The 24643-nt window shown below is 72.0% G+C and carries 21 protein-coding genes; 9 read left to right on the top strand and 12 right to left on the bottom strand.

Annotated elements, in window-relative coordinates; genetic code table 11:
- Positions 1-33: 33 nt before the first annotated feature.
- Complete coding sequence (locus tag K1T35_RS07695) at positions 34-654, top strand: RNA polymerase sigma factor (protein ID WP_220259471.1); 621 nt, start codon at positions 34-36, stop codon at positions 652-654.
- Complete coding sequence (locus K1T35_RS07690) at positions 654-1433, top strand: anti-sigma factor domain-containing protein (protein ID WP_220259470.1); 780 nt, start codon at positions 654-656, stop codon at positions 1431-1433. The genes K1T35_RS07695 and K1T35_RS07690 overlap by 1 nt, the downstream gene beginning before the upstream one ends.
- A gap of 1069 nt (positions 1434-2502) precedes the next feature.
- On the opposite strand, the gene K1T35_RS07685 is transcribed toward K1T35_RS07690, so the two are convergent.
- A complete protein-coding gene (locus K1T35_RS07685; protein ID WP_220259469.1) occupies positions 2503-2847 on the bottom strand; it encodes a MerR family transcriptional regulator in 345 nt (114 codons plus the stop codon).
- Positions 2848-2905: 58 nt separating this feature from the next.
- Between K1T35_RS07685 and K1T35_RS07680 the strand changes: the two genes are divergently transcribed.
- On the top strand, positions 2906-3679 hold the full coding sequence (locus tag K1T35_RS07680) for an alpha/beta fold hydrolase (RefSeq protein WP_220259468.1): 774 nt from the start codon (positions 2906-2908) through the stop codon (positions 3677-3679).
- A gap of 3 nt (positions 3680-3682) precedes the next feature.
- Positions 3683-4492 carry a TIGR03619 family F420-dependent LLM class oxidoreductase gene (locus K1T35_RS07675; RefSeq protein WP_220259467.1) on the top strand — a complete coding sequence of 270 codons (810 nt, stop codon included), beginning with the start codon at positions 3683-3685 and terminating at the stop codon, positions 4490-4492.
- A 12-nt stretch (positions 4493-4504) separates the two neighbouring features.
- Here the strand turns inward: K1T35_RS07675 and K1T35_RS07670 are convergent, their stop codons facing one another.
- The 4 genes from K1T35_RS07670 to K1T35_RS07655 all read right to left on the bottom strand — a co-directional run bounded on the left by K1T35_RS07670 (position 4505) and on the right by K1T35_RS07655 (position 10251).
- Positions 4505-6379, bottom strand: a complete 1875-nt coding sequence (locus K1T35_RS07670; RefSeq protein WP_220259466.1) for a serine/threonine-protein kinase — start codon at positions 6377-6379, stop codon at positions 4505-4507.
- A gap of 73 nt (positions 6380-6452) precedes the next feature.
- Positions 6453-7268 (bottom strand): FHA domain-containing protein, encoded by an 816-nt coding sequence (locus tag K1T35_RS07665; RefSeq protein WP_255621684.1) that lies wholly within the window; start codon positions 7266-7268, stop codon positions 6453-6455.
- A 66-nt stretch (positions 7269-7334) separates the two neighbouring features.
- Entirely contained in the window at positions 7335-9149 is a 1815-nt protein-coding gene (locus tag K1T35_RS07660; protein WP_220259465.1) for a MoxR family ATPase, read from the bottom strand.
- Positions 9130-10251, bottom strand: coding sequence for an NDMA-dependent alcohol dehydrogenase (locus K1T35_RS07655; RefSeq protein WP_220259464.1), 1122 nt, complete (start codon positions 10249-10251; stop codon positions 9130-9132). Before K1T35_RS07655 ends, K1T35_RS07660 begins: the two co-directional genes overlap by 20 nt.
- 153 nt (positions 10252-10404) lie before the next feature.
- On the opposite strand from K1T35_RS07655, the gene K1T35_RS07650 reads away from it, so the two are divergent.
- Positions 10405-12000 (top strand): benzoate-CoA ligase family protein, encoded by a 1596-nt coding sequence (locus K1T35_RS07650; RefSeq protein WP_220259463.1) that lies wholly within the window; start codon positions 10405-10407, stop codon positions 11998-12000.
- Between the two features lie 51 nt (positions 12001-12051).
- On the opposite strand, the gene K1T35_RS07645 is transcribed toward K1T35_RS07650, so the two are convergent.
- From K1T35_RS07645 to K1T35_RS07630, 4 genes are all read right to left on the bottom strand, one after another.
- Entirely contained in the window at positions 12052-13728 is a 1677-nt protein-coding gene (locus tag K1T35_RS07645; RefSeq protein WP_220259462.1) for an FAD-dependent oxidoreductase, read from the bottom strand.
- 162 nt (positions 13729-13890) lie between these two features.
- Positions 13891-14712, bottom strand: coding sequence for a helix-turn-helix transcriptional regulator (locus K1T35_RS07640; protein ID WP_255621683.1), 822 nt, complete (start codon positions 14710-14712; stop codon positions 13891-13893).
- On the bottom strand, positions 14705-15244 hold the full coding sequence (locus tag K1T35_RS07635; RefSeq protein WP_220259460.1) for a DUF6879 family protein: 540 nt from the start codon (positions 15242-15244) through the stop codon (positions 14705-14707). Before K1T35_RS07635 ends, K1T35_RS07640 begins: the two co-directional genes overlap by 8 nt.
- Before the next feature lie 70 nt (positions 15245-15314).
- The gene (locus tag K1T35_RS07630) at positions 15315-15503 is read right to left on the bottom strand and encodes a hypothetical protein (RefSeq protein ID WP_220259459.1); all 189 of its coding nucleotides are present in this window, start codon (positions 15501-15503) and stop codon (positions 15315-15317) included.
- 782 nt (positions 15504-16285) lie between these two features.
- On the opposite strand from K1T35_RS07630, the gene boxC reads away from it, so the two are divergent.
- Both boxC and boxB read left to right on the top strand, forming a co-directional pair.
- Positions 16286-17977: a 2,3-epoxybenzoyl-CoA dihydrolase gene (gene boxC / locus K1T35_RS07625; RefSeq protein ID WP_220259458.1), complete on the top strand. Its 1692-nt coding sequence runs from the start codon at positions 16286-16288 to the stop codon at positions 17975-17977.
- 7 nt (positions 17978-17984) lie between these two features.
- Positions 17985-19397: a benzoyl-CoA 2,3-epoxidase subunit BoxB gene (gene boxB, locus K1T35_RS07620; protein WP_220259457.1), complete on the top strand. Its 1413-nt coding sequence runs from the start codon at positions 17985-17987 to the stop codon at positions 19395-19397.
- Positions 19398-19408: 11 nt separating this feature from the next.
- Here boxB and K1T35_RS07615 read toward each other — a convergent pair whose 3' ends face one another.
- Complete coding sequence (locus tag K1T35_RS07615) at positions 19409-22327, bottom strand: BTAD domain-containing putative transcriptional regulator (protein WP_220259456.1); 2919 nt, start codon at positions 22325-22327, stop codon at positions 19409-19411.
- 78 nt (positions 22328-22405) lie between these two features.
- Here K1T35_RS07615 and K1T35_RS07610 point away from each other — a divergent pair, with 78 nt between their 5' ends.
- Positions 22406-23005 (top strand): TetR/AcrR family transcriptional regulator, encoded by a 600-nt coding sequence (locus K1T35_RS07610; protein WP_220259455.1) that lies wholly within the window; start codon positions 22406-22408, stop codon positions 23003-23005.
- A 10-nt stretch (positions 23006-23015) separates the two neighbouring features.
- On the opposite strand, the gene K1T35_RS07605 is transcribed toward K1T35_RS07610, so the two are convergent.
- The gene (locus tag K1T35_RS07605; RefSeq protein ID WP_220259454.1) at positions 23016-23669 is read right to left on the bottom strand and encodes a TetR/AcrR family transcriptional regulator; all 654 of its coding nucleotides are present in this window, start codon (positions 23667-23669) and stop codon (positions 23016-23018) included.
- A gap of 44 nt (positions 23670-23713) precedes the next feature.
- On the opposite strand from K1T35_RS07605, the gene K1T35_RS07600 reads away from it, so the two are divergent.
- A complete protein-coding gene (locus tag K1T35_RS07600; RefSeq protein ID WP_220259453.1) occupies positions 23714-24127 on the top strand; it encodes a nuclear transport factor 2 family protein in 414 nt (137 codons plus the stop codon).
- 66 nt (positions 24128-24193) lie between these two features.
- Here the strand turns inward: K1T35_RS07600 and K1T35_RS07595 are convergent, their stop codons facing one another.
- The gene (locus tag K1T35_RS07595; RefSeq protein ID WP_220259452.1) at positions 24194-24619 is read right to left on the bottom strand and encodes a hypothetical protein; all 426 of its coding nucleotides are present in this window, start codon (positions 24617-24619) and stop codon (positions 24194-24196) included.
- Between the last annotated feature and the right edge of the window lie 24 nt (positions 24620-24643).

The following is a 24643-nucleotide window of genomic DNA, read 5'->3' as shown; positions in this document are numbered from 1 at the left end:
AACCGGTGACCGCTCCGGTGCGAACGACGTGACGTGAGGACCGCGCCGGTGGCCGATGCCGATGCGCTCGACCAGCCCGACGAGGAGCTCGTGCGGGCCGTGGTGGCCGGCGCGCACTCCGCGCTGGCGGCGCTCTACGACAGGTACGGGCGGCGGGCGTACTCGCTCGCCCGCCGGATCTGCGGCGACGACAACCTCGCCGAGGACGTCGTGCAGGAGGTCTTCCTCACCTTCTGGCGCGAGCCGAGGCGCTTCGACGCGGCTCGGGGCCGTTTCGGCACGTGGATCCTCACGCTCGTGCACCACAAGTCGGTCGACGCCGTGCGCCGCGAGAGCGCGATCCGCCGCCGTACGGTGGCCGTCGTCGACGAGGGGCAGGAGTGGTCGGCCCCGGGGCCGGGCGCCGACCACGGCGCGTTGCGGGCCATGGAGGCCGGGCAGGTCCGCGATGCGCTCAGCGGCCTGCCCGCCGAGCAGCGGGAGGCGCTGGCGCTGGCCTACTTCGGCGGCTACTCGCAGCGGGAGGTCGCGTCGCTCACCGGGGTGCCGTTGGGGACGGTGAAGTCGCGGATGTTCAGCGGCATGCGACGGTTGCGCGGGGCGCTCGGTCCGGTGCTCGGCGAGATCGCCACCGACGCGGGAGGGGGTACGTGATGGACGACCGGTCCCGGTTCGACGGCACGACGCCCTGCGCGCTGGGCGAGGAGGCGGTCGCTTTCGCGCTGCACGCTCTCGAGCCCGACGAGGAGGCGGCGATGCGAAGCCACATCGAGCGCTGCCGCTCGTGCTCCGAGACGGTGCGCGAGACCGAGCTCGTCGCGGCCGCCGTCGGCGGGGCGGTGGAGCAGGTCGACCCTCCGCCGCGGCTGCGCGCCAACCTGCTGGCCACGGCCGCCGAGACACCGCAGTCCGGCCCGCCGTCGCAGCCCCATCCACGATTCGCGGCACGGCAGCACCGGAGCCGGAACAGGGCGCGGATCCTGATCGCGGCCGCCGCGGCGGCCGTGGTGCTCGCGGTCGGTGGGCTCGGTGCCTACACCGCGCAGGTGCAGCGCCAGCGGGACGCGCTCGCGCAGGCGCTCGCCGGCATCGTCACCCAGCTCGATGCGCCCGGCAGCAGCCACGCCACGCTCAGCACCGACTCCGGGCGGCCGGTGGCGGCCGTGCTCGTCACCACCGCGGGGCGCACCGTCGTCACCGCGGGACTCGACCCGAACGACACCGGCGCCACCACCTACGTCGTGTGGGGCATCGAGGCCGGCGATCCGCGCCCGCTCGCGGCGTTCGACGTCACAGCCCCCGGCCCGGGGATCCACGAGATCGGCCCGGGAGACGGTTCGCGGTTCGAGGCATACGCGGTCTCGATCGAACCGGGGCGCACAATGCCCGCGGTCCCGACCACGGTGGTGGCCAGCGGACCCGTGCAGGCTTAGGCGAATGCCTGTGATCGTCAGATCGGCGCCTTTCCCGACCCGGGGCGTCGGGTTTCGCGCCGAATCGCTGATCACCGCCTGGGCCGCGGTGCGTTCCGCGGAACGCACCCCCGGGGGTGCGGCCGGGTGCCGGGCACTTTCGTGGGCGCGCCGTTCCCGGCCCCGGCCAGCCCCGGGCCTCACCCACCAGCGCTCGGCTGCCGGCGTGTTCTCGCCGGTTCACCTCGACCGCGTCGCCTCGTGGGGTGGCTGGGTTGGGTGCGCTACCGAATCATGTGGTTGCTCGGGCGGCCGTCCCCGACGCGGGGGCTCGCCCGTTCCGGACGAGACCACCGCGATTTGGGAGCCACTTGACTGGCTGTGGTCCCGATCCTCGCCTCCCTCCTGGCCGCCCCGGGAACCTGGGGCGTGATCAGCGGGATCGGGACCTGCGCGGCACCCCTGCAGCTGGTGCCCCGTTCCTGCTGATCATGGGCCTGCCCGCGGCCCAGCCCCGTAGTGGTTTCGCCTCGATCATCCGGGAGCGGGCTGGGTGTGGAGGGTCGGGACCACAGCCAGTTGCGTAGCACCCGAACCGCGGTGGTCTCGTCGAGAACAGGCGTGCCCCCCAGCCGGGGACGGCCGCCCACGCAACCCCAGGGGACGGTAGTGCACCCAACCCAGCCACCCCCACACGGCAACGGGTCAAGGTGAACCGGAGGGAACACCCGCGAGGCCCGGATCACGGGGCGGACACCAGGGCGCCCGGGCCCGGGAACGGCGCGCCCACCGGCAGCCGCCCAACCAGACTCGACCCGACGGATCGACACGATCGCGCCCTGACCCACCCCGGCCGCTCGACCGGCGGCGGCATGATCCGAACCAGCGGTTGCCCACGGCTGCCCCCACAACCATGAGCACCCGAAACTCCGGATCATGCACGGGAAGATCGCAAGTAGCGGGTACACATGGCTGCCGGCACAACCATGAGCAACCGATACTTCGGATCATGGCGCGGCCACCACCGAACGGGACCCAACAACAGCGCCGAAAACACCCGTGGTCACAAAACCCGGCCAGCGCAAGGCCGCTAGCCCGGTAGGTAGCCGGCGAGGGCGCTGCGGCTGCAGTGCAGCTCCCCGATCCGGGCGTCCATCTGCGCGATCTCTCGCCGGATGGTGCGCACCAGGTCGGGGCACAGTTCCATCTCGATCGGGTCGCCACCGCCGACGCACGGCAGGACGTCGCGGATCACCTCGGTGGACAGGCCTGCGGCGAGCAGGGCGCGGATCCGGGCTACCGTGCGGACCGAGTCGGCGCCGTAGCGCCGGTAACCGTTGGGATCGCGCTCGGCGGGCAGCAGTCCCTGCTGCTCGTAGTACCGAAGCGCCCGCTGGCTCACGCCCGTGCGCGCCGCGAGCTCCCCGATCAGCACGTGATCCACCTCACCGCCTGTTGACCCTGACACCGGCGTCAAACCCCAACATCGCCGCATGGCCGAACATTTCGCGCACGTCGTCAAGGGCTCCGGCCCGGGGATCCTGCTCGCCCACGGCGGGGGCGGCAGCATCGCGGGCAACTACGGCCCGATCCTCGACGACCTCGCCACCACCCACACTGTGGTCGGTCCGGACTACCCGGGATCCGGCGACACACCCCGCAGCCCGGAGCCGCTCGTCCTCGACGACGTGGCCGACACGCTCGTCCGCACCGCCGTCGACGCCGGGGTCGACCGCTTCACTGTGCTCGGTTACTCGCTCGGGACAGCCGTGGCGGTGCGGATCGCGGTCCGGTACCCGGAGCGGGTCACCGGGCTGGTGCTGACCGCCGGTTTCACGTACCCGGACACCCGGATGCGGCTCGCGGTGGAGGTCTGGCGGGGCCTGCTCGCCGCCGGCGACCGGACGCTGCTCGCCCGCTACCTGACCTTCATGGCCACGGGCACCACCCACCTGAACGCGATGTCGCTCGCCGAGGTCGAGGCCGGCGTCGCCGCTCTCGCCGACTTCATCCCCGCGGGCAGCCCCGAGCACGTCGACCTCGTGGCCGGCGTCGATACGCGGGCCGACCTGCCGCGAATCACCGCGCCCACGCTGGTCGTCGCGACCACCGAGGACGGGCTCGCCGCCCCCGAGCACTCCCGGCAGCTCGCGGCCGGCATCCCGGACGCCGAGCTCGTCGAGATCGCCGCCGGGCACGGGATCGCGACGGAGGCCCGCGACCAGTGGCTCGCTGCGATCCGCTCGCTGCTGGCCCGGGTAGGGTGAGCCGTGGATCTCGAGGTCGTCCTTCCCGACGAGTCGCCCGACATCGCACCGGAAGCGTTCGTGGAGCTCGCACAGACCGCGGAGCGGCTCGGCTACTGCACCCTGTACCTGCCCGACCACCTGCTCCCACCCGCGCCGTACGGCGCCACGTACGGCGGCGTGTACGAGCCGCTCATGACGCTCGCGCACATCGCGGCCCGCACCTCGACGATCCGGCTCGGGACGTCCGTGCTGGTGCTGCCGTTGCGCAGCCCGTTCGTCGTGGCGAAGCAGGTGGCCACGCTCGATCGGCTCTCCGGTGGCCGGGCGCTGCTCGGGGTGGGGGTGGGCTGGGATCGCGCCGAGTTCGCGGCCGTGGGCGCCGACTTCGCCACCAGGGGCGCCCGCACCGACGAGGACATCGCCCTGCTGCGCCACCTGTTCCGCGACGCCGGCGCGTTCCACGGCCGGTTCCACCACGTCGAGCAAGGCGTGTTCGCTCCCGTGCCGGAGGGGCCCGTGCCGATCATGGTGGGCGGGACGAGCGCCGCCGCGCTGCGCAGAGCCGCTGCCGTTGCCGACGAGTGGCAGGGGTTCGCGATCGACGCCGCCGGGTTCGCGCGCTGCGCGGCGCGGCTGCGCGAGCTCGGCGAGCGCACACCCCGGCTCGGTACCAGGCTCGCATGGAGCGGTGGTGGCGACGAGCTGCAGCGCACCGTCGAGGAGGCGCACGCCCTCGCCGAGGCAGGCGCCGACGCCGTGGCCGTCTGGTTCGGCGGCGCCGACGGTGCCGCGGACCGGATGGCGGAGTTCGCGGCGGCCTTCCGGTCCTGAACCGGCACCTGATCAGCTGGGTGGAGGCAGGCGGCCTGCCACCGCCGTGGCGAGGGTGGTGGCGGTCTGGCAGAGCTGGTCACCGGTGCCGGTGCCCCAGTACGTCACCCAGACGGCCTCCACCCGGTTGCTACCCCGTACCGAGTAGGAGCGCTGCACGAACTGCACCCAGCAGTTCCCCTCGCGCGCGAGCACGGCGCCGGGGTGGCCCGCGAACTCGGAGGGCGTGCCGTCGGAGTTGCCGAGGGCGAAGCCGCGGTAGTACGTCACCACCACCCTGTCCCCCAGCAGGTAGTCGTTCCAGTTGCAGCCCCACCCACCGAAGTGCGGCTGCGGCGGCGACGGGTCCGTCATCGCGGCGGCGATCTCCTCCGACGTCAGCAGGCCGCACGCGGGGATGCCGGCGAGCGGGCTGGTGGCGCTGAGCGGCTGTCGCTCGCCGATGCCTTGGTTCACCAGCCGGGCGAGCGCGGCGGCGCGGCCGGCCTGCGCGATCGCGCAGAGATCGGTCGCGCCCGACGGGTCCTCGTACCTCACGGCGGATACCAGCACGGCGTTCCCGTCGCCGAGTTGGATCCGCTGCTCGCAGTAGTCGTCACCGGGCGGGTAGCGCATGATCGGGTAACCGAATTCCTCCGTGCGGGAGGCACCGGCGATCTGTCGGGTCTCGGCCCGGCTCTCGAACGCGACCGTGAACCCGATGGCGCCGCCGTCGGGCCGGGTGATGTCCGCGCGGCACCCGGCGAACAGGACGTTGTCCGGGTCGAGGGTGGTGGTGCCGAAGCGCTCCACCGACGCCGGGTCCAGCAGCGAGCAGGGGTCGGCCGTGTCGGGGTCCGCGATGGTCGCGGTGGTGGGCGCCGTCGTGGTCGGAGCCGCGACGGGCGGGCCGGATGGCCGGTAGACGGCGACGGCCGCGAGTACACCGGCCACCACGACGAGGACGGCGGCCACCGCGACCACCGCCCGCCGGCCACGACGCGGCGGCTTGCCCGTGGGCACGGCGTCGAGCCCGGCGGGGGGCGGACCCGCCGGCGGGCGGCCCTCGGCGATCGCCCGGAGCGCGGCATGCGCCTGCGCCGCGGTGGGTCGTGCCGCAGGGTCGTCGGCCGTGAGGTGGCTCAGCACCTCGCTGAGCTCCCCGGCACGCAGCGGCAGGGGCGCCCCGCCGCGCCCGATCCGCGCCAGCAACGCCAGCACATTGCCGGTGTCCGCGCCGAAGGGCGGGTGTCCCTCGACCGCGGCGTACAGGGTGGCGCCGAGCGAGTAGACGTCGCTGCGCGAGTCGGTGCCCTCGCCGCGTGCGGTCTCGGGCGCGAAGTACGCCGGGGTACCCGTCAGCACCTGCGTGGCCGTGAGCGCGGGCGCCGCCGCGGTGTGGGCGATGCCGAAGTCGGTGAGCTTGACCAGCGGCCCGGCGGCCGATGGCCGCGACAACAGCACGTTGTCCGGCTTCACGTCGCGGTGCACGATCCCGGCGGCGTGTGCCGCGGCCAGCGCCTCGGCCACGTCCGCCCCGATGGCGGCGACCTCGACGGCCGGCAGCGTGCCACGCTCGGCGAGCACGCTGCCCAGGCTGCGGGAGGGCAGGAACTCCAGCACCAGCCACGGCTCGCCGTCCTCGAGGACGACGTCGAAGATCGAGACGATGTGGGGGTGGTGCAGCGCCGCGGCGATCCGGGCCTCGCGCATGATCCGCTCGCGCGCGAGCGCGACGTCGGTGTCCTGCTGGTCGGTGATGCGCACCTGCTTGAGCGCCACTTCACGGCCGAGCAGCTCGTCAGCGGCCCGCCACACGGCGCCCATGCCACCGGTCCCGACGAGCTCGCGCAGCCGGTAGCGGCCCGCGACAACGGCGACCGGAGCACCGTCCGGGATCCCGGTCATCCCCAACTCCCCCCAGGCGAGACCGCACGGAGGATAGAACAGTGGGTCGGCAACCCTCGCGCACTCGCCGGGATCAGCTCGGGGGATCCAGGCGGCGCAGGTCCGGCGGCACGAGGGTCGTGGACCGCACCAGCTCGGTGATGAGGTTGTGGTTGAGCGCATTGCCGACCGGGCCGCTGACCTCCTCCCTCGTCAAACCGGCCACCCCGGCGCGCGAGAGCCGCGCACGAACCCGGCCCACGAGGTGCTCCACCCGCTTGGCAGACCACTGGGCGGCGGGCGGCTGCAGCTCGCCCAGCTGGTCGGCGGCCTGCCGCCAGGTGAGCGGCTGGGGGTTCGGCTCGTGCAGGAGGTAGCGCTGGCCGAGCACGACGAGCGCCAGCTTCTCGTCGGGCGAGAGCGGCCACGTGGACGGGGCGATCGTCGCCCTCGCGTGGTCGGCGGCGCGCCGGTCGCCCGTCCGGCCCACGATGTAGACCTCGAGCAGGTGCTCGCGCGTGCCGGGCAGGAACACCGGCGTGTACCCCTCGACGAGCGGCACCGGCTCCTCGGCCGGGAACAGCCTGCGCTCGGGGAGCCGGATCGGGGCCCTTCCCAGGTTGTGCAGCCACCAGCGCGCACCGTCGCAGCGCAGCTCGCCGTGCCGGCGGCTCACCCGGCGGTCGTCGGCGCCGATGCAGACGTGCACCTCGTCGGCGTTGCGTCCGAACAGGATGCTGCGGCCGACCTTCGGTCCCACCGTGATCCCGCCGTCCACCGACCTCGCGACGATCGTTCCCGATGTCGCTCCCGATGTGTTCGACCAGCCTCCGCGGGCGAGGCTGCCCACCGCAGGAGGCAACGGCTCGGCCCACGATCGGTCGATCGCGCCCACGTTGTCGTGCACCACGGGATCACGATATGTGGCGCCCCAGACGCGACCGCACAGATCCCGGGCCGAGGGGCCGCGCGGCTGCTATGCGAGCACCCTGGTGAGCGCCGGGCCCACCTCGGCGAGCCGCCGCACCGTCTGGGCGCGCCCTCCGCGCCGGGCCGCGAGCGCCGCGGCCGCGGCCTCCGCGTCGGCTCCCCCGAGTGGGACGAGCACCTGCAACCGGTCGATGCCGCCCAGCGCGGTCGCCGGGTCGTCGCCCGCGGTGTGGATGCAGTCGGACAGCAGCACGACCAGCCGATCGTCGGCCACCGCGCCCGCGAGCTGCCCCGCGGCCGCACGCAGCCCGGCGGCGAGGTCCGTGGTGCCGTGGCCGCGCAGCGCCACGAGCTCGGACAGCAGGTCCTCCGGCGGGCGCCGCACACCGTGGGCCTGCAGGACCCGCACACCCGTGCCGAACGCGACCACGGCCGGGACGAGCGCGTCCCCCGCCGCGAGCACCACGCCGGCCGCCGCGACGGCAGCGAGCGCGACGGCGTGGCCCTGCATCGACCCGGACACGTCGACGACGAGGGCGACCGCGCGCCGTGACGCGGTCCAGCCGCGCGTGACGACGTCCGCGGGACCCGGCCGCCGGGTCGGACCCGGCTCCCAGGCGTCGAGGGTGCGGTCCAGGTCGAGGTCGCCGTCACCGCGGGGCACCGGGGCGAGCCGCCGGGTACCGCGGGCCTTGGCCGGGCCGACCCGGCCGAGGCGCAGGAACACCCGGCCCGCGAGCTGCCGGGCGGCGGCGCGCAGCCCCTCGTCGGTGGCGACGGCGAGATCGGCGAGCAGCGCGGCAGCGGCCTCGGGGTCGCGGGCGAGCAGCGCGTCGAACGCCGCCGGGTCGAGCGTGCCCACCTCCGGTGAGACGTCGGCGAACGCGGTGTGCTGCGCCGCGAGCTGGGCCCGGCCATGGGTTCGGCCCGCGCGGTCGCGGCCGGGGCGGGAGCGCGGCCGGAAGCCCGCCGGGGAGTCCGGCGGGCCGTCACCTTTTCCCGGGTCGTCCGGCGGATCGTCGACCGGCCAGAGCGCGTCGAGCAGCTCATCGATCACGGACTCGGGCGTCCGGTCCACACCGTCGCCGATCCGGATCCGGCCCGAGAGCGCCGCGTAGGCCGCGTCGCGGGCCGTCTCACGCCCGGGGGCCGCCTCGCCGCGCAGCTCGGCGAGGCCGGTCGACATGAGCGCCATGTCGATCGCGCCGCGCACCGACGAGCCCATCCGCACGTCGCGGTGGGTGCGGGTAGCCCGTGCCATACCCACCGCCAGCTCGACGACCTCGCCGTCGAGGCCCGTCACGGCGTTCGTGATCTGGCGCTCCGCCGGCTCGTCCTGGTAGCCGAGGACCACCCGGCACATCCGGTCGGCGATCGCCTGGCTCACGCGCGCCGTGCCGATCGCGTCGAACGGGTTCATCGCCGCGATCAGCCGGAACTCCGGCCCAGCCCGAACCGGGCCCAGCCGGGGCACCGCGATCTCGCCCTCGGCGAGCACGGTGATCAGGACGTTGAGCGTCTCCTCCGGGACGCGGTTGAGCTCCTCGAGGTAGAGCAGGCCACCCTCGCGCATGGCGGTGAGCAGCGGCCCGTCGACGAAGCTCGCCGGGCGGTAGCCCTCGGCGAGCACCTGGGCCGGGTCGAACTGCCCCACCAGCCGGGCAGGCGTCAGCTCGGCGTTGCCCTCGACGAACACGACGGCACGCCCGTTCTTCCTGGCGATCGAGCGCAGCAACGTCGACTTGCCGGTACCGGGCGGACCCTCGATGACCACGTGCCGGCCGGTCGCGAGCGCGACGGTGAGGACCTCGCGCTCGCGACGGAGACCGACTACCGGTACGTCAGTAGATGATGACGCCACGGATGTTCTTGCCGTCGTGCATGTCCTGGTAGCCCTGCGCGACCTCGTCGAGCGAGTAGGTCTTCGTGACCAACTCGTCGAGCTTGAGCACGCCCTCGCGGTAGAGCTGCAGCTGCCGCAGGATGTCCCAGTTCGGGTTGGACGCGCCGAAGAGCGAGCCCTGCAGCCGCTTCTGCATCAGCGTCAGCTCGGAGACCGCGATCGGCAGGCCGACCTCCGTGACGTCACCGAGTCCGGTCACCACACACGTCCCGGCCTTTCGGATAGCCCCGAAGGCCTGCGCGACGTGCTCGGGCTTGACGACGCCGACGGTGACGATCGCCGAGTCGGCTCCCTGCCCGTTGGTGAACTGCCTTGCGAGCTCGGTGGCCTCGTCCATCGACTCGACGGCGTGCGTGGCCCCCAGCTCCTGCGCCTTCTCGCGCTTGAAGGCCACCGGGTCCACCGCGATGATGTTGGACGCCCCGGCGTGGGCCGCGCCCTGCACCGCGTTGATGCCGATGCCACCGATACCCATGACGATCACGGTGTGGCCGGGCTGCACCTCGGCCGAGTTGACCGCCGAGCCCCACCCGGTGCCCACCCCGCAGCCCACCAGGCAGGCCTTGTCGAGGGGGATGTCGTCGGGCACCTTCACCGCGGAGTCGGCGGACACGGTGGTGGTCTCCAGGAACGTCGAGATCCCGCACATCTGCCCGACGCCCTGGCCGGTCTCGGTGAGCTTGAGGCGGTAGTCGCCGGGGCTGCCCCAGCGGGCACCGTCCAGCAGACCAGCACCCAGGTCACAGAGGTTCTGCATGCCGGAGGCACACCAGCGGCAGTGCCCACACGAAGGCAGGAACGAGAAGACGACGTGGTCGCCCTCCTTCAGCCCCTTGGTGTTGACGCCTGCCTTGGTGACGATGCCGGCGCCCTCGTGCCCACCCGCGAACGGGTAGACGTTCACGGGGATGTCGCCTGTCGCCACGTGGTCGTCGGAGTGGCACATGCCCGATGCCACCATCTTGACCTGGACCTCGTTCTCACGAGGATCGTCGACTTCGAGGTCCACGACCTCGTACTTGCCCGGTACCTGCCGGACGATGGCGCCACGGGTCTGCATCGCTGATCTCCTTTGACGAGCGGCCGAGGTCGTTCATAGCAGCGCGCGCATGGGTGTGGGAAGCACGGCTAGCGGGAATCTTCTACGTAACGTTGACGGAGCGTGAGCAAGCAGTAGAGTTCGGACCCACCCGTTCGGACCGGAGCCGCTCCCATGACGGAACTGTTCAACGCCGCCGCCTACCTCTCCGAGCGTCATGTCGACGCCGGTGACGGTGAGCGGGTCGCTCTCCGCCATCCGCGGGGTACCCACACGTACGACCAGCTCACCGCGGAGGTTCGCCGGGTCGCGGCCGGCCTGGTCGCCATCGGAGTCCGTCCCGAGGAGCGCGTGCTCCTCTGCATGACCGACGACGTCGAGCTGGCCACCGGCATCCTCGCCGCGATGTACATGGGCGCGGTCGCGGTACCCGCATCCACCATGCTCACGGCCCGCGAGCTGGCCACGCTCGTCGTCGACTCCCGGGCCCGGGTGCTCGTGGGCAGCCCGCAGTTCGCCGACGCGGTGACGGCCGCCGCGGCCGACGCGCCGGACCTGCGCCACGTCGTGCTCACCGGCGACACCGCGCCGGACGTCCCCGGTACGACCGGGCTCACCTGGGACGCGCTGCTGACCGCAGAGCCGCTCGACGCTCCGTACCCGACCTGGGACGAGTCGCCCGCACTGTGGCTCTACACGTCCGGCACCACCGGCAGGCCCAAGGGTGCGATGCACCGCCACACCGACATCCGCTACGTGTGCGAGACCTACGCCGCGCAGGTGCTCGGCATCGGCCCTGGCGACGTGTGCCTGTCGGTGGCGAAGCTGTTCTTCGCCTACGGCATCGGCAACTCGCTGTTCTTCCCCCTCTCGGTGGGGGCGAGCAGCGTGCTGGAGCCGTCGCGGCCCAACCCCACCCTGTACGCCCAGCGCGTGGTCGAGCACGGCGTCACGCTCTTCTTCGGCGGCCCCAGCTTCTGGGGCCCGCTGATGGCCGCCGACCTGCCGCGGGAGACGTTCGCGACCGTCCGCAACGGGGTGTCGGCGGGCGAGGCGCTGCCGCCGCGCATGTTCCACGGCATCCGCGACCTGTACGGCTTCGAGATCCTCGACGGCATCGGCTCCACCGAGGCGCTGCACATCTTCATCTCCAACGTCCCCGGGAGGGTGGTCCCGGGCAGCTCCGGCTTCCCGGTGCCCGGCTACGAGGTGCAGCTGCGCCGCCCCGACGGCAGCGTGATCGACGGCGCGGGCGAGCAGGGGATGCTCTACGTGGCCGGCGAGTCGCTCTGCACCGGCTACTGGTGCCGTACGAGCGTCAACCGGGCGGTGTTCCACGGCGAGTGGATGCGTACGGGTGACCAGTACGTCCGCAACGAGGACGGCAGCTGGACGTGCCTCGGGCGCGCCGACGACGTGCTCAAGGTCGGCGGGATCTGGGTGAGCCCCTCCGAGGTCGAGGCGCGGCTGCTGGAGCACCCGGCGCTCGCCGAGGCAGTCGTCGTCGGTGTAGCCGACGAGGACGGGCTGGACAAGCCGGTCGCCTACGTCGTGGCTCGCCCCGGAGCCACCGTGGACCCTGACGAGGTGGTGGCGTTCTGCCGGGCCGGGCTGGCGACGTTCAAACGGCCCCGGCTCGTCGTGCAGGTCGACGAGCTGCCCCGCACAGCCACGGGCAAGATCCAGCGCTACCGGCTGCGGGAGCGGGCGGCGGCCACGGTGACGCCGCCACAGGACACGGCGAAGGACGTGGCGGAAGCGAAGGCCTGACCTGCACAAGCCTGTTCAAGCAGCCGCTTGCGTGCCGTCCGCGCCCGACGCCTACCCAGCCCGTCGTACACCGGCCGAGGTCGCACCGCGGATCAGGTCGATCAGTGCTTGCGGGTCCGCGGGCACCCGGTCGCCGCGCCAGGCCACATGCTGGTCCGGCCGCGCAAGCACGAGATCTCGGGCGTAGAGCGCCGCGGTCTCCTCCGCGTCCAGGTCGAGGACGGCCAGCGGGACGCCGCGGTGCGCGGCCGCAGCGACGAGGGTGTCCACCTGGACCGATCGATCGCGGCGCAGGAGGGTGAACCCCGGCCCGAGCGCGTCGTAGAGGGGTCGCCCGTCGCGCAGCCACAGGTGCGGCACGCGGCATCCCGGCACCGTCGAGGGGGTGAAGTCGGACATCGTGTAGCCCGGTGCCGCTTCCCCGTCGTAGGCGATGATCGGCGAAGCGTCGTAGAACGAGCCGAAGTTGAGACCGCCGCAGCAGTACTGGTTCACGTTGAGGTCGTAGGCGGCGCTGCCCACCTGTGCACGCACCACGTCGCCGACCGGCCCCGGCGCCTCGATGTCGTCCGGAACGGCACCGCGCTGCCCGGCCAGTGTGATCGCGTGGTCCATGGCAAAGCGGGAGACCTGATCGGTGATCGGCAGCCGCTCCGCCTCGTAGGCGTCCAGGATCGGCGGCGCCGCCCAGCCCTCGAGCACGCCTGCCAGCTGCCAGGACAGGTCCATCGCGTCCGCAATGCCCGCGTTCATCCCGTAACCCGCCATCGGCACCCAGACGTGCGCCGCGTCGCCGCAGATGAACACCCGGCGATCGCGGAAGCGGTCGGCCACCAGCCTGCGCCCGATCCAGTCCTCGGTGCCGATCACCTCGTACTCGAAGGCGGGTCCGACGCCGAGGATCAGTCGGATGCAGGCATCGCGATCCACGGCGTCGAAGTCGGTCTCGGCGCGCGTCAGATAGTTGTGGATCAGCCAGGTCTCGCGCCCGTCGATGGCATACATGTTGCCGGTGCGCCGCGGGTTCAGCGAGAAGTTCGCCCATGCCGGCTTGCCGCGGATCAGGGGCAGCAGGCCCGGCGCACGGATGACGGTGGACTGCACACGCTGCACGACCGGGTCGCCGTGCAGCCTCGCCCCGATCTCCCGCCGAATCGCCGATCGACCGCCATCGCAGCCGACCAGGTACGCGCAGGCGATCTCGAAGCGTTCGCCGGAGTCCAGGTTCTCAGCCCGGGCAATGACGTCGTGTCCTGACTGGGAGAAGCCGCTCACCCTGACGCGATTCCGCACTACGAGGCCCGGCATGGCGGCGGCGTGCTCGTGGAGGATCGGCTCGAGGTAGATCTGGTTGATGCGGTGCGGTGGTTCCGGCGTCGGCCACCAGGTATCCGGTCCGTTGGTGGCCGTGTAGCGGTCGGCACGGCTGGGGATGGGGATGCGCGCGAGCTCGACCCCGGTCGCCGTCGTCCGGAACACGACGTCGTTGGGGTAGTCCGGCGGCAGGCCGGCGTCGCGCACCTTCTTCGCCACGCCGAGCCGGCGGAAGATCTCCATCGAGCGGGCCGACACGTGGTTGCACTTCACGCTCGGCGGCTCGCCACGGTGACGCAGCTCGGCGACCGTGACATCGATCCCGCGCGAGGCCAGGTCCATCGCAAGCGTCAAGCCGACCGGCCCTCCACCGACGACCAGCACCTCGGTCTCGATCCTCTGCACCGTCGTCACGCCGACACGAACCGTTCGGCCACGCGGATGGGGTCGAGTTCGCTGCCCATCGGTCTGTCCTACCGCTGCCGGAACCACGGGACATCGGTAGCGAGTGCCTAATCGGAGCCGGACCACGGACGCCGGTCGCGTTCCGCGGAACGCCCCGCCACGCTTCTGGGCTCAGGAGAGCTTGCGGATCCACTCCGCGGCGTCGTCACCGACGACAGCCGAGTGCAGAAGCTGATCCCACAGCTTCAGGTAGATCGCCACGTCGGCCGATTCGCGGACCGTGAGTTCGCCGTGCACGGTCTCGGTGGTCACGTACGTGGGTTGCCCATCCGCGGGCTCGTGGATGACGAAGTTGTGCCAGGCCACGACCGGCGCCGCGTCGGGAACCACTCCGAGCGTGATCCCGGGCCGCGCGATGGCTGCGGCGAGCTTCTCCAGCTGCGCGGCCATCACGCCGGGCCCCGGCGACCATCGCAGCGCTCGTTCCCCGAGGAAGAAGGCGAAACGGCACCCTTCGGCATCGAGCATCGCCTGCCGCTCCAGCCGCTTCGCGACGTGTTCCTCGACATCGACCTCGCCGGTCCGGTCGACGAAAGGAACCAGATGCCGCGCATACTCGGCAGTCTGGAGCAGTCCGGGCACGATCGTGGGCTGGAAGTTGCGCACCGATACCGAGGCGCGCTCCCGGGCCGCGATCTCGCTCTGCATGTGGTTGCGGCCGGCAAGGGTCCGCGTCCATGTCGGCGCTTCCCGGTAGGCATCTTCGAGCATGTGCAGCACGCGTGTCGTGCGCTCGTCGTCGGCCGCGCATGCGTCGAGCCATGCCTGCGCTTGTTGCCGAGTGGGCAATGCCTGGGCGTGCTCGATTCGCCAGACCGTGCCCTGAGATGTGCCGATCCGCTCCCCGAGCGCGCGGCCGGACACGCCGGCCATCGCGCGGAGCGTGCGAAGCTCCGTCGCCAGCTCCTGTCTGAGCGCGGAAGCGTCAGGCACCGGCGACGTCCTCCGCGAGGAACACGTTCAGCGGAACGCTGTTTGCCACCGCGTTCAGCCGTGCCTGTTCCATCCCCGCCAATGGCTCCGGGTCCTCCACGAACTCGAACCCGTGAAACTGTCCGTCAGGGGAGTACCGCATGAGCGCGGCGCGGGCTCTCGGTGTACCCCCGTCGAAGAGCCAGAAGTCTGGACCCCAGTCGCGGACCGCCGATCGCGGGGCGAGGAAGATCTCCTCGCCCGCGGCCTGCGACTCCCGGTAGGCCTCCAGCGAGTACCGCTGGTAGGGACTGAGCGGGGAATCCACGACACGCACCCTCGACCACGCCTTTCCCGCGGTGACCGTCGAAACGGCGATCCTGGCCAGCCAGGGGCTGGTGCGGACGGAGCGTACCGACAACGGGCGCCCCTCGTGATACGCCTGGAACCGTTCTGCGTCGGCGCCACCGACCTCGTAGGCCGGCAAGGCTTCGAGCCGGAACACGGTGCGCTCGAACGATTCGAAGAGGCTGTCGAAGGTCTGCCCGCTCACCGCTCGACCTCGCTGCCCTCGGCGAGCGCTTCGCGGGTGCGCTGTGACATGAATTCGCTCGCAAACTCGCTCAGTTGCCCATCTTTGCCATCAGCGTCGCCCACCGGACGGCAGGGATGCGTACGTCGAGCTCACGCTGACCCAACGGGTCCTCCGGGTCGTAGCCACGGACGAACACATCACCCGTGGCCTCGTCGATCAAGAACGTCGGGCAAGTGCCGTCCGGACATCCACTGTCGGCGAGCACGACGAGCGCCATGGCGCGACCCCTTCTGAATTGGCCTGAAACGCAGTGACTCCAGCATGGGCCTGGCGACGGTCCAGCGTCAAGACGAGCGAAGCTTGACTCGCAACGATCTGCAGTGACACGCTCTGACACAAGGGCGAGCACGCGATCGCCCATAGAGGGGTGATGTCATGGATGCGTGGACCGCGCCCGTCCGGATGCAAGAAGCGGCGATGATCTTGGCCGGGTGGCCCCGACTGCTCTCATCCTTGCTGGCCGAGCACGTTGCGGGGCCGGACGGACGGTGCCGCGGTTGCGTGCGAGGAGTACGCGGAGCGCCGCGCTCGCCGTGTCGACTCGCAGATCTGGCGGAAGTTGCGCGCGCGTTCAGCGAGGCGAACACCCGCGAGCAACTGCCGGCACCAGCCCACCGTCGAAGGTGACAGCGAGGCGAGCTGGATGGCCTACGGCTGGTCGACCCGAGTCGTCGTCGTCACGGATGCCGGAGACGGGCGTGCGCATTACCACCCCACCTGGGAACTCCAACCGTTGACCGGCTCACGGCAGGTCCGAGTGATGTGCAGCCGCTTGATCAGCCCCGCTCCGCTCGTTGCCCCGATCGGACCGACATGCCCCGACTGCATCACCGCAATGACGCGTTCGGAGGTCCGTGCACGGCCATCTTGGCTTCGCCAACGCCTTCGAGCCATGTGGACCAGCTGAACCCACCGAACGTTCTACATCTACTTGCCGTTCTGTCGAGCAGCTGTAGACTGACGCAGGTCCGCCGCGCCGCCGCAGGAGGTTCGTCAGCGATGACCAGCACCGCCGAGCCGGCCACCGAACCCCAGGTCTCGTTCGACACCGATCCGTCGAGCTACCGCCACTGGCGGCTCGACGTGCAGGGGGAGGTCGCGTACCTGCGCCTCGACGTCGCCGAGGACGGCGGGCTGGTGCCGGGCTACGAGCTGAAGATGAACAGCTACGACCTCGGCGTCGACATCGAGCTGCACGACGCCGTGCAGCGGCTGCGCTTCTCCCACCCGCAGGTGCGGGCGGTGGTGCTCACCAGCGCACGCGACCGCAACTTCTGCGCGGGCGCGAACATCCGAATGCTCGCCCAGAGCAGCCACCCGTGGAAGGTGAACTTCTGCAAGTTCACCAACGAGACCCGCAACGAGATCGAGGACGCCACCGCGCATTCCGGGCAGACCTGGATCGCGGCCGTCAACGGCACGGCAGCGGGCGGTGGGTACGAGATGGCGCTCGCGTGCGAGCAGATCCTGCTGATCGACGACAACTCCTCCGCCGTCGCGCTGCCGGAGGTGCCGCTGCTCGGGGTCCTGCCCGGCACCGGAGGGCTCACCCGCGTCACCGACAAGCGCAAGGTGCGCAAGGACCGCGCCGACGTGTTCGCCACCCGCTCCGAGGGCATCCGGGGGCGGCAGGCCGTCGAGTGGCGGCTGGTCGACGAGGTGATCCCCAAGCGGCAGTGGGACGAGACGGTGGCCGAGCGCGCCGCCGAGGTCGCCGCCCGCTCCACCCGGCCGGCCGACGCCCATGGCGTCGAACTGCCGCCGCTACAGCGTGATGAGTCCGCCGACGGCCTGCGCTACCAGCACGTCGAGGCGCGCTACGACCGGGCGAACGGGATCGTCGAGATCACCGTGCACGGCCCGGAGGGCGACGTCCCCGACACGGTCGAGCGGGTGCACGAGCTGGGCGCCCGGTTCTGGCCGCTCGCGATGAGCCGGGAGCTGGACGATCTGATCCTGCGGCTGCGCGCCAACGAGCGCGAGCTCGGCACGTGGGTGATCCGCACCAAGGGCGACGTGGAGGACGCGCTGGCGTTCGAACGCGTGATCGCGCAGCATTCCCGCGACGACTGGCTGGTCAACGAGATCCGGCACTACTACAAGCGCGTGCTCAAGCGCCTCGACGTCACATCGCGTTCGCTGGTCGCGCTCATCGAGCCGGGCTCGTGCTTCGCGGGGGCGCTGCTGGAGCTGGCGCTTGCCTGCGACCGGCAGTACATGCTCGACGGCTTCCTCGAGGAGGACGCCCAGGAGGGCGAGCCGGCCCAGATCGTGCTGTCCGACAGCAACTTCGGCGCCTTCCCCATGGGCAACGGCCTTTCCCGCCTCGCGAGCCGCTTCTACGGCGACGACGATCACGTCGCGAAGTTGCGCCAGGAGGCCGGACGCCGCATCGACGCGCGCGAGGCGCTGGAGCTGGGGCTGGTCACCGACGCTCCCGACGACATCGACTGGGACGACGAGATCCGGATCATGCTGGAGGAGCGGGCGTCCCTGTCCCCCGACGCGCTGACCGGTATGGAGGCCAACCACCGGTTCGTCGGCCCGGAGACGATGGAGACACGGATCTTCGGTCGGCTCACCGCATGGCAGAACTGGATCTTCGTTCGACCGAACGCGGCGGGCCCGGAAGGCGCGCTGCGCCGGTACGGCACGGGCCGCAGGGCCGACTTCGACCGCAGGCGGGTGTGACCACTTCATGAGCATCGACTACAGCGAGAAGATCCCGAACAACGTCGACCTGGCGGGCGACCGCAAGCTGCAGCGGGCCCTCGAGTCGTGGCAGCCCAACTTCCTGAACTGGTGGAAGACCATGGGCCCCGCCGTGCCCACCGAGGACGTCTACCTGCGCACGGCCGTCGCGGTCGGCCGCGAGGGGTGGGCGCACTTCGACCACGTGCCGATGGACGAGTACCGCTGGGGCGTCTTCCTCGCCGAGCGCAACACCGACCGCCGCGTCGCCTTCGGCGAGCAGAAGGGCGAGCCGGTGTGGCAGCAGGTGCCCGGCGAGTACCGCGCCGACCTGCAGCGGCTCATCGTGATCCAGGGCGACACCGAGCCGGCGTCGGTGGAGCAGCAGCGCCGCCTCGGCGAGAGCGCCCCGAGCTTGTACGACCTGCGCAACCTCTTCCAGGTCAACGTGGAGGAGGGCCGCCACCTGTGGGCGATGGTCTACCTGCTGCACGCCTACTTCGGCCGGGCGGGCCGTGAGGAGGCCGAGGCGCTGCTGCAGCGCAACTCCGGCGACATCGACTCCCCCCGCATCCTCGGCGCGTTCAACGAGGAGACGCCGGACTGGCTGTCGTTCTACATGTTCACGTACTTCACGGACCGCGACGGTAAGTACCAGCTCGGCACGCTGAAGGAATCCGCGTTCGACCCCTTGAGCAGGACCTGCGAGTTCATGCTCAAGGAGGAGGCGCACCACATGTTCGTCGGCACGACCGGCATCGACCGGGTGGTCGCACGCACCGCCGAGCTGATGCGCGAGCACGACACCGACGACATCGCGCCCCGCGGCGGCATCCCCCTCGACGTGATCCAGAAGTACATCAACTTCCACTACTCGGTGTCGCTGGACCTGTTCGGCTCCGAGCGCTCCACCAACGCCGCCAACTACTTCACCGCCGGGCTGAAGGGCCGCTGGCAGGAGGAACGGCGCAAGGACGACCACGTGCTCACCGAGGACGCCGCGCACATCGACGTCGTGCGGGACGGCGAGATCACCACCGACGAGGTGTCGGCGCTGCTCGCGCTCAACCACGACCTGCGCCGCGAGTACATCGCCGACTGCGAGACCGGGCTGAAGCGCTGGAACCGGGTGCTCGAGAAGGGCGGGATCGGCCGGCGCCTGTACCTGCCGCACGTCGGGTTCAACCGCCACGTCGGCGTGTTCGCCGACCACCACGTCACGCCGAAGGGCGACCTCGTCGGCGAGGACGTCTGGGCGGCCAACGAGGACACGTGGCTACCCAGCGAGGCCGACAAGACCCACGTCCGGTCGCTGATGCGGCCGGTCTACGAGCCGGGCAAGATCGCGGGTTGGATCGCCCCGCCGTCGAAGGGCATCAACGACAAGCCGGTCGACTACGAGTACGTCCACTTCCCCTGAGCGCCCCACCGCTACTCGACCACCGAGGGCCCTGACGGCTCGATCTGCTCGCGCACCGCGCGGAGCCGGTCGGCGTAGCGCGGCCACCCGAATCCGCTGGTCCGGTACCTCTCCGTGATCTCCTCCGTGAGCGTGCGCGCGGTCTCGACATCACCCTCGGCCAGCGTGAGCGCGGCCGACACCGCGCGGGCGGCCAGCCACGGGACGCCGCCGGGTGGCGTGTCCTCGTACACCGTGTCGAGCAGCGCGCCGGCCTCCGCCAGCTCGCTCTTCGCGACGAGCACGTCCGCGAGGTCGATGTGGGCCATGCTCGCCCCGGACTCGGTGTAGGCGAGCGAGGTACGGCAGTGTGCCTCGGCGGCGTCGAGGTCGCCCTCCGCGAGCGCGACGGCACCCCGCACCAGATCGTTCAGGGGCAGGATCTGACGGTCGTCGAGCCGCATCGCATAGTGGTCGGACTCGCTCGCCACCCGGAGCGCGTCGGCCCAGCGGCCCGTTCCGAGCAGCGCCTTCGCCTGGTTGCTGAGTCCGCGGGAGAGGTTGTGCTCGTCGCCGTGTTCGACGTCGGTGGCCGTGCGGTAGCACTCGAGCGCGCCCGCGGCGTCGCCGCTGAACAGCAGGGCCGTGCCCAGCGCATCGGCGAACGACGACGCCCTGCGGGCGTCGCCCAGCTCCCGGGCGCGGCGCTCGCCGTCGCGGAGGGTGCTGATCGCCTCGGTGAGATGACAGCGCTCGATCTCGACGATGCCCCGGTGGTACTGGATGGTGGTGACGAGCCGGTCGTCGTCGAGGTCCCCCGCCAGTTCGGCGGCCCGCGCGAGCAGCCCGGCGGCCTCGTCGAGCCGGCCGACCATCAGGGTGTGGAAGGCGTGGTTGCTCATGGCCCTCGCCCGCTCGACGGGTTCGGCGCCGGGCACGTCGGCGAACGCGGCGAACTGCCGCTGCGCCTCCCGGAACCATGCACGCGCCAGCCACGGCACGTGCAGGGCGTTGACGAGCGGCAGCGCGTCCACCGCGAGGTCGCTGACCGCGGCCTGGTCGAGCGCCTCGACGAGGTTGGGCCACTCGGCGAACACGGCGGCGACGGTGTCGGCCGAGGCGAACTCGTCGACGGCGCGCAGGTCGTCGACGTAGTCGAGGCACCAGGCGAGCCGCCGGCTCCTCGTCGCGGCGGTCTCGCCTGCGCTGTGCAGCTCGGCGAGCGCGTAGTCGCGGACCGTCTCGAGCAGCGCGAACCGGCGGGATGCCGCGTCGTTGCGGACGGTGATCAGGCTGCGGTCGACGAGCTCGGCGAGCGCAGGCGCCACGTCGCCGAGCTCGACCTTCCCGTCCGGCACGACACGCTCGGCCGATTCGAGGGTGAAGCCGCCGGCGAACACTCCGACCCGCCGTAGCACCGCCTGCTCCCGGTCGTCGAGGAGCTCGTGGCTCCAGTCGAGCGCGGCGCGCAGGCTCCCGTGCCGCGCGGAGCCGCTGCGCCCGCCCCCGACGAGCAGCCGCAGGCGGTCGGTCACCCGCACCGCCAGCTGGGGGACGGTCAGCGCCCGCGTCAGGCCGGCTGCGAGCTCGATGCCGAGCGGTAGCCCGTCGACCGCCGCGCAGATCGTGGCGATGTCGCCGTCCTGCTCGGGATCGAATCGCGTGTGCGCTCCCGCCCGATCCCGGAACAGGGTGGCTGCGGCCTGCGGGGCCAGTGGCCGTACCCGGTGCTGGGTTTCCTCGGCCAGCAGCAGCGGCCGTTGCGACGTGACGAGCACCGTCAGGCCGTGACCGGCCCTGCGGAGGTCGCGGACCGCCGCGCTGACGCGCTCGACGAGGTGCTCGGCGTTGTCGATCACCAGGAGCGCGTCGCCGAGCGCGGGCGCGGTGGCGGCGATCAGGTCACGGGTGCCGGGTTCCACACCCGCGGCATCCGCGAGCGCGACGACCACCGCGTCGTCCCGATCGGACCGTGCGAGCTCCACGACGACGCATCGGCGGCCCGCGGGCGCCAGCACCCGGACCGCCTCGGCCGCGAGCCTCGACTTCCCGCACCCCGGCTCCCCGACCAGCGTCACCACGCCGGGCCTGCCCAGCCGCTCGACGATGGCGGCGAGCTCGCCGTCGCGCCCCACGAAGCTCGTGGACGGCTCCGGCAGCGGCGAACGAGGTTCCGGCGGTGCCGGCCGAACCGCAACGGCCCGGGGCGCGGACAGGAGCGCCGGGTCATGGCGCAGCAGCCGCAGCTCGAGGTCGGCCGTAGCCGCGCCGGGGTCGACCCCCAGCTCGTCGGCGAGCGCGTGGCGCAGCCGGGCGAGCTGGTCGAGCGCGTCGGCCTGCCGTCCCGTGCGGTAGAGGGCGAGCGCCAGCAGGCAGCGCACCGGCTCGTGCAGCGGGTGCTCCGAGGCGAGCCCGGCCAGCTCGGTCACGTGCGCGGCGGCGTCACCCAGCTCGAGCTCCGCACGGAGCCGGGACACGGTGAGTTCGAGGTGCCAGTCCTCGAGCCGCTCGGCCTCGAGTTCCGCGTACGGGAACGCCCGGATGTCGGCCATCGCGGGACCGCGCCACTGGCCGAGCGCCTCCGCCGCGGCCGCCCGCACGGCCACGTGGTCGCCCGTCTTGGCCGCCGCGTGCAGCCGATCGGCCGCGACCTGCGCCGCCCGCAGATCAGCGGTGTCGGCGTCGAGCCGATAGCCCGCCCGGGAACGGCTGATCGCGTCGGCCCGCGGGCCGAGGGAACGGCGCAGCCGCGACACCACGACCCGCAGCCGCGACTCCGGCCGCGCGAGGTCCACGGTGCCCCACAGATCGGCGGCGAGCCGCTCGTCCGGAACCGCCATGCCCCGCGCGAGCGCCAGCCGCACGAGCAGGGCCCGCTCCAGCGACCGGTGCACCGGCAGGGACTCCTCCCCATCCCGGACCACGGTCGGTCCGAGCACAAGCACGTCCACATTTCCCCCCGTCAGCGACCCGCCGACCCCCAACGGCGTGCGCTACATATGTAGCGTATCAGCTAGGCTCGACCGGAAATGCCCCCGCCCAATCCGCAGCGCCGCACCCACCTGTCCGCCGCGGCCATGCGCGTGCTGGCCGAAGAGGGCTCCCGCGGACTGACCCATCGCGCCGTCGACGCCGCGGCGGACGTTCCCCCCGGCACCACGTCGCGCTACTTCCGCAGCCGCGAGGCCCTGCTCACGGCCGTGGTGGAGCACGCGCTCGCGCTGCACCTCGTCGAGATCGACCAAGCCGACGACAGCGCCATGGCGATGACCCCTGACCGGCTCACCGAGATGCTCGCCGCGGCGGCCTTCGCGGGCCTCGGCCCGGACCGGATCCGCCACATCGCCGTGGCCGAGCTCTATCTGGAGAGCTCCCGCCGCCCGGCCCTGCGCGCGACCATGGCCGACGCCACCCGGCGACAGCTCGAGGCCATCACCGCGATGTTCGCCGCCGCGGGCGTTCACCTGACCGAGTCCGAGGTGTTCCGGTTCGTCGCGTTCGTCGACGGCCTGCTGTTCATGCTGCTGACCGCTCCGCCCGACGAGGCGGGCCCGTCGGCGGCGGAACGGGCCGCCGCACTCGTGCGCGACGAGATGGACACCCTTCTCTCCCGGCACCGCAACCCCTAGGAGGGCGCTCCTAGGCCTGACCGGCCGACGGGGCATCGGCCTCGGCGAGAGCGGCGCGGATCAGCGACCGCGCAGCCCAGCTCATCAGGTCCGTGGCGTCGTCGGGCGCCAGCCCGCACGTGTCGCGAGTGACGACCAGCGCGTCGGCACCCCACACCAAGGTGACCGCCATGGTCAGACGATCGAGCCGCTCCGGCGGAAGGACGCCCTCCAGCGGCGCGAGCGCGGCGCGCGTGCCCTCGAGCCGGCTGGGGCCCCGAACTGGCACCCGCTCGTCCTCGGCGACGTCCACCTGCTGCAACCAGCGATCGAGACTCGCACGCAGGAGGGCCCGCCAGACCGCCTCGTCGGCGAACTGGCTCTCGGCCATCCTGCGGATGACCACATCGATCCGCTGCTCGACCTCGGGCGGCAGATCGGTGACGATTTCGTGAATCTGCGGGCCGTGCCGGATCGCGACATCCGCCCACAGCGACTCGGGGTTGGGGAAGTAGCGGTAGGCGGTGGCGGTCGACACCCTCGCGGCCTTTGCCACGTCCGCGATGGACGGTGTCTGGCCGGCACGGGCGAGCCGCGTGGCCGCGTCGAGGATCGCCTCCCTGGTGCGCTGCTTCTGGTTCCGCCGACCCGTCGCGAGAAACTCCTCTTGACGTGAGACAGTCATCTCATGATGCTAGTACAGTCTCATCAATCGACCAAGGGGGGACCATGACGCCGGAAGAGATGGACGAGGTCTTCGAGAGGCACTGCGCGGCCGAGGCCGCGAACGACGTCGACGGCATCCTCGACACGCTGACCGACGACGTCGAGCACGACGTCGTCGGCGACCCCAGCGGCGTGCTGCACGACCGCGCCCTGATCGCCAAGCGGTACGTCGAGACGTTCACGGCGCTCGAGGACAGCTCCATGAATTCGCTGCACCGCCACCACGGCGAGAACTTCTTCGTGGACGACTCACTGTGCACGGCGCGGATCGCGACCGACTTCATGGGCCTTCCGGGCAACAACCGGACGATCAGCTTCCGCATCCTGCACGTCTGCGAGTTCCGCGACGGCAGGATCAGTCGCGAGAACGTCTGGCTCGACGGCGCCGCGGTCATGGCGCAGCTCGCCGGTGGTTGAGGATCGGAAGGCGCGAGCCGCCCCGGTCGGAGGCGCCTACATGGCGCTGGCGGTCGGCAGGCCCGCTCACCTGCCGGAGGGCGGGCAGAGGCGCGTGTTCGCGCCGGCCAGCCGCAAGGTCGCGGCCGCGATGTCCGGGCCGACCTTCTGCAGGTCCGATCGCCCCTCGGCGATCGCGCGGTAGGAATGGGCCATCGTCGCGAGATCGGTGGCCACCTCCGCGGGAGCGACCACGCCGAGCTGCTCGAACGCGTCCGCGGTGGCAGCGTAGTCGGCGTCGGAGATCGTCGTCCGGGACGCGAGCTCCCTCGTCTCGAGGGAGAGCTCCGCGTTGGCGGCGCAGTAGGCGGCGACCGGATCGCCGGGAGCCGCCGCGGCGGAGGAGGGCACGGCCGGAGTCGGCCGGCTCTGGGTGGTCGGCGCGGCGCATGCCACCGAGAGGAGCAGGGGAAGCGTCACCAGCACGGCGGCCGGGGAGAGTCGAGCGAGCATGTGAGGAGGATCGGCGGCCGTCCT

It is taken from the genome of Pseudonocardia sp. DSM 110487 (genome assembly GCF_019468565.1).
Lineage (GTDB): Bacteria > Actinomycetota > Actinomycetes > Mycobacteriales > Pseudonocardiaceae > Pseudonocardia.
This window is presented reverse-complemented; position numbering and strand designations above follow the sequence as displayed.

Bases quoted from the DNA above. Each gene is read 5' to 3' on its own strand.
- boxC (WP_220259458.1), top strand. From the start codon at position 16,286: ATGACCAGCACCGCCGAGCCGGCCACCGAACCCCAGGTCTCGTTCGAC.
- K1T35_RS07670 (WP_220259466.1), bottom strand. From the start codon at position 6,379: ATGACCGGGATCCCGGACGGTGCTCCGGTCGCCGTTGTCGCGGGCCGC.
- K1T35_RS07690 (WP_220259470.1), top strand. From the start codon at position 654: ATGGACGACCGGTCCCGGTTCGACGGCACGACGCCCTGCGCGCTGGGC.
- K1T35_RS07680 (WP_220259468.1), top strand. From the start codon at position 2,906: ATGGCCGAACATTTCGCGCACGTCGTCAAGGGCTCCGGCCCGGGGATC.
- K1T35_RS07630 (WP_220259459.1), bottom strand. From the start codon at position 15,503: ATGGCGCTCGTCGTGCTCGCCGACAGTGGATGTCCGGACGGCACTTGC.
- K1T35_RS07610 (WP_220259455.1), top strand. From the start codon at position 22,406: ATGCCCCCGCCCAATCCGCAGCGCCGCACCCACCTGTCCGCCGCGGCC.
- K1T35_RS07595 (WP_220259452.1), bottom strand. From the start codon at position 24,619: ATGCTCGCTCGACTCTCCCCGGCCGCCGTGCTGGTGACGCTTCCCCTG.
- K1T35_RS07655 (WP_220259464.1), bottom strand. From the start codon at position 10,251: ATGCAGACCCGTGGCGCCATCGTCCGGCAGGTACCGGGCAAGTACGAG.
- boxB (WP_220259457.1), top strand. From the start codon at position 17,985: ATGAGCATCGACTACAGCGAGAAGATCCCGAACAACGTCGACCTGGCG.
- K1T35_RS07650 (WP_220259463.1), top strand. From the start codon at position 10,405: ATGACGGAACTGTTCAACGCCGCCGCCTACCTCTCCGAGCGTCATGTC.
- K1T35_RS07600 (WP_220259453.1), top strand. From the start codon at position 23,714: ATGACGCCGGAAGAGATGGACGAGGTCTTCGAGAGGCACTGCGCGGCC.
- K1T35_RS07605 (WP_220259454.1), bottom strand. From the start codon at position 23,669: ATGACTGTCTCACGTCAAGAGGAGTTTCTCGCGACGGGTCGGCGGAAC.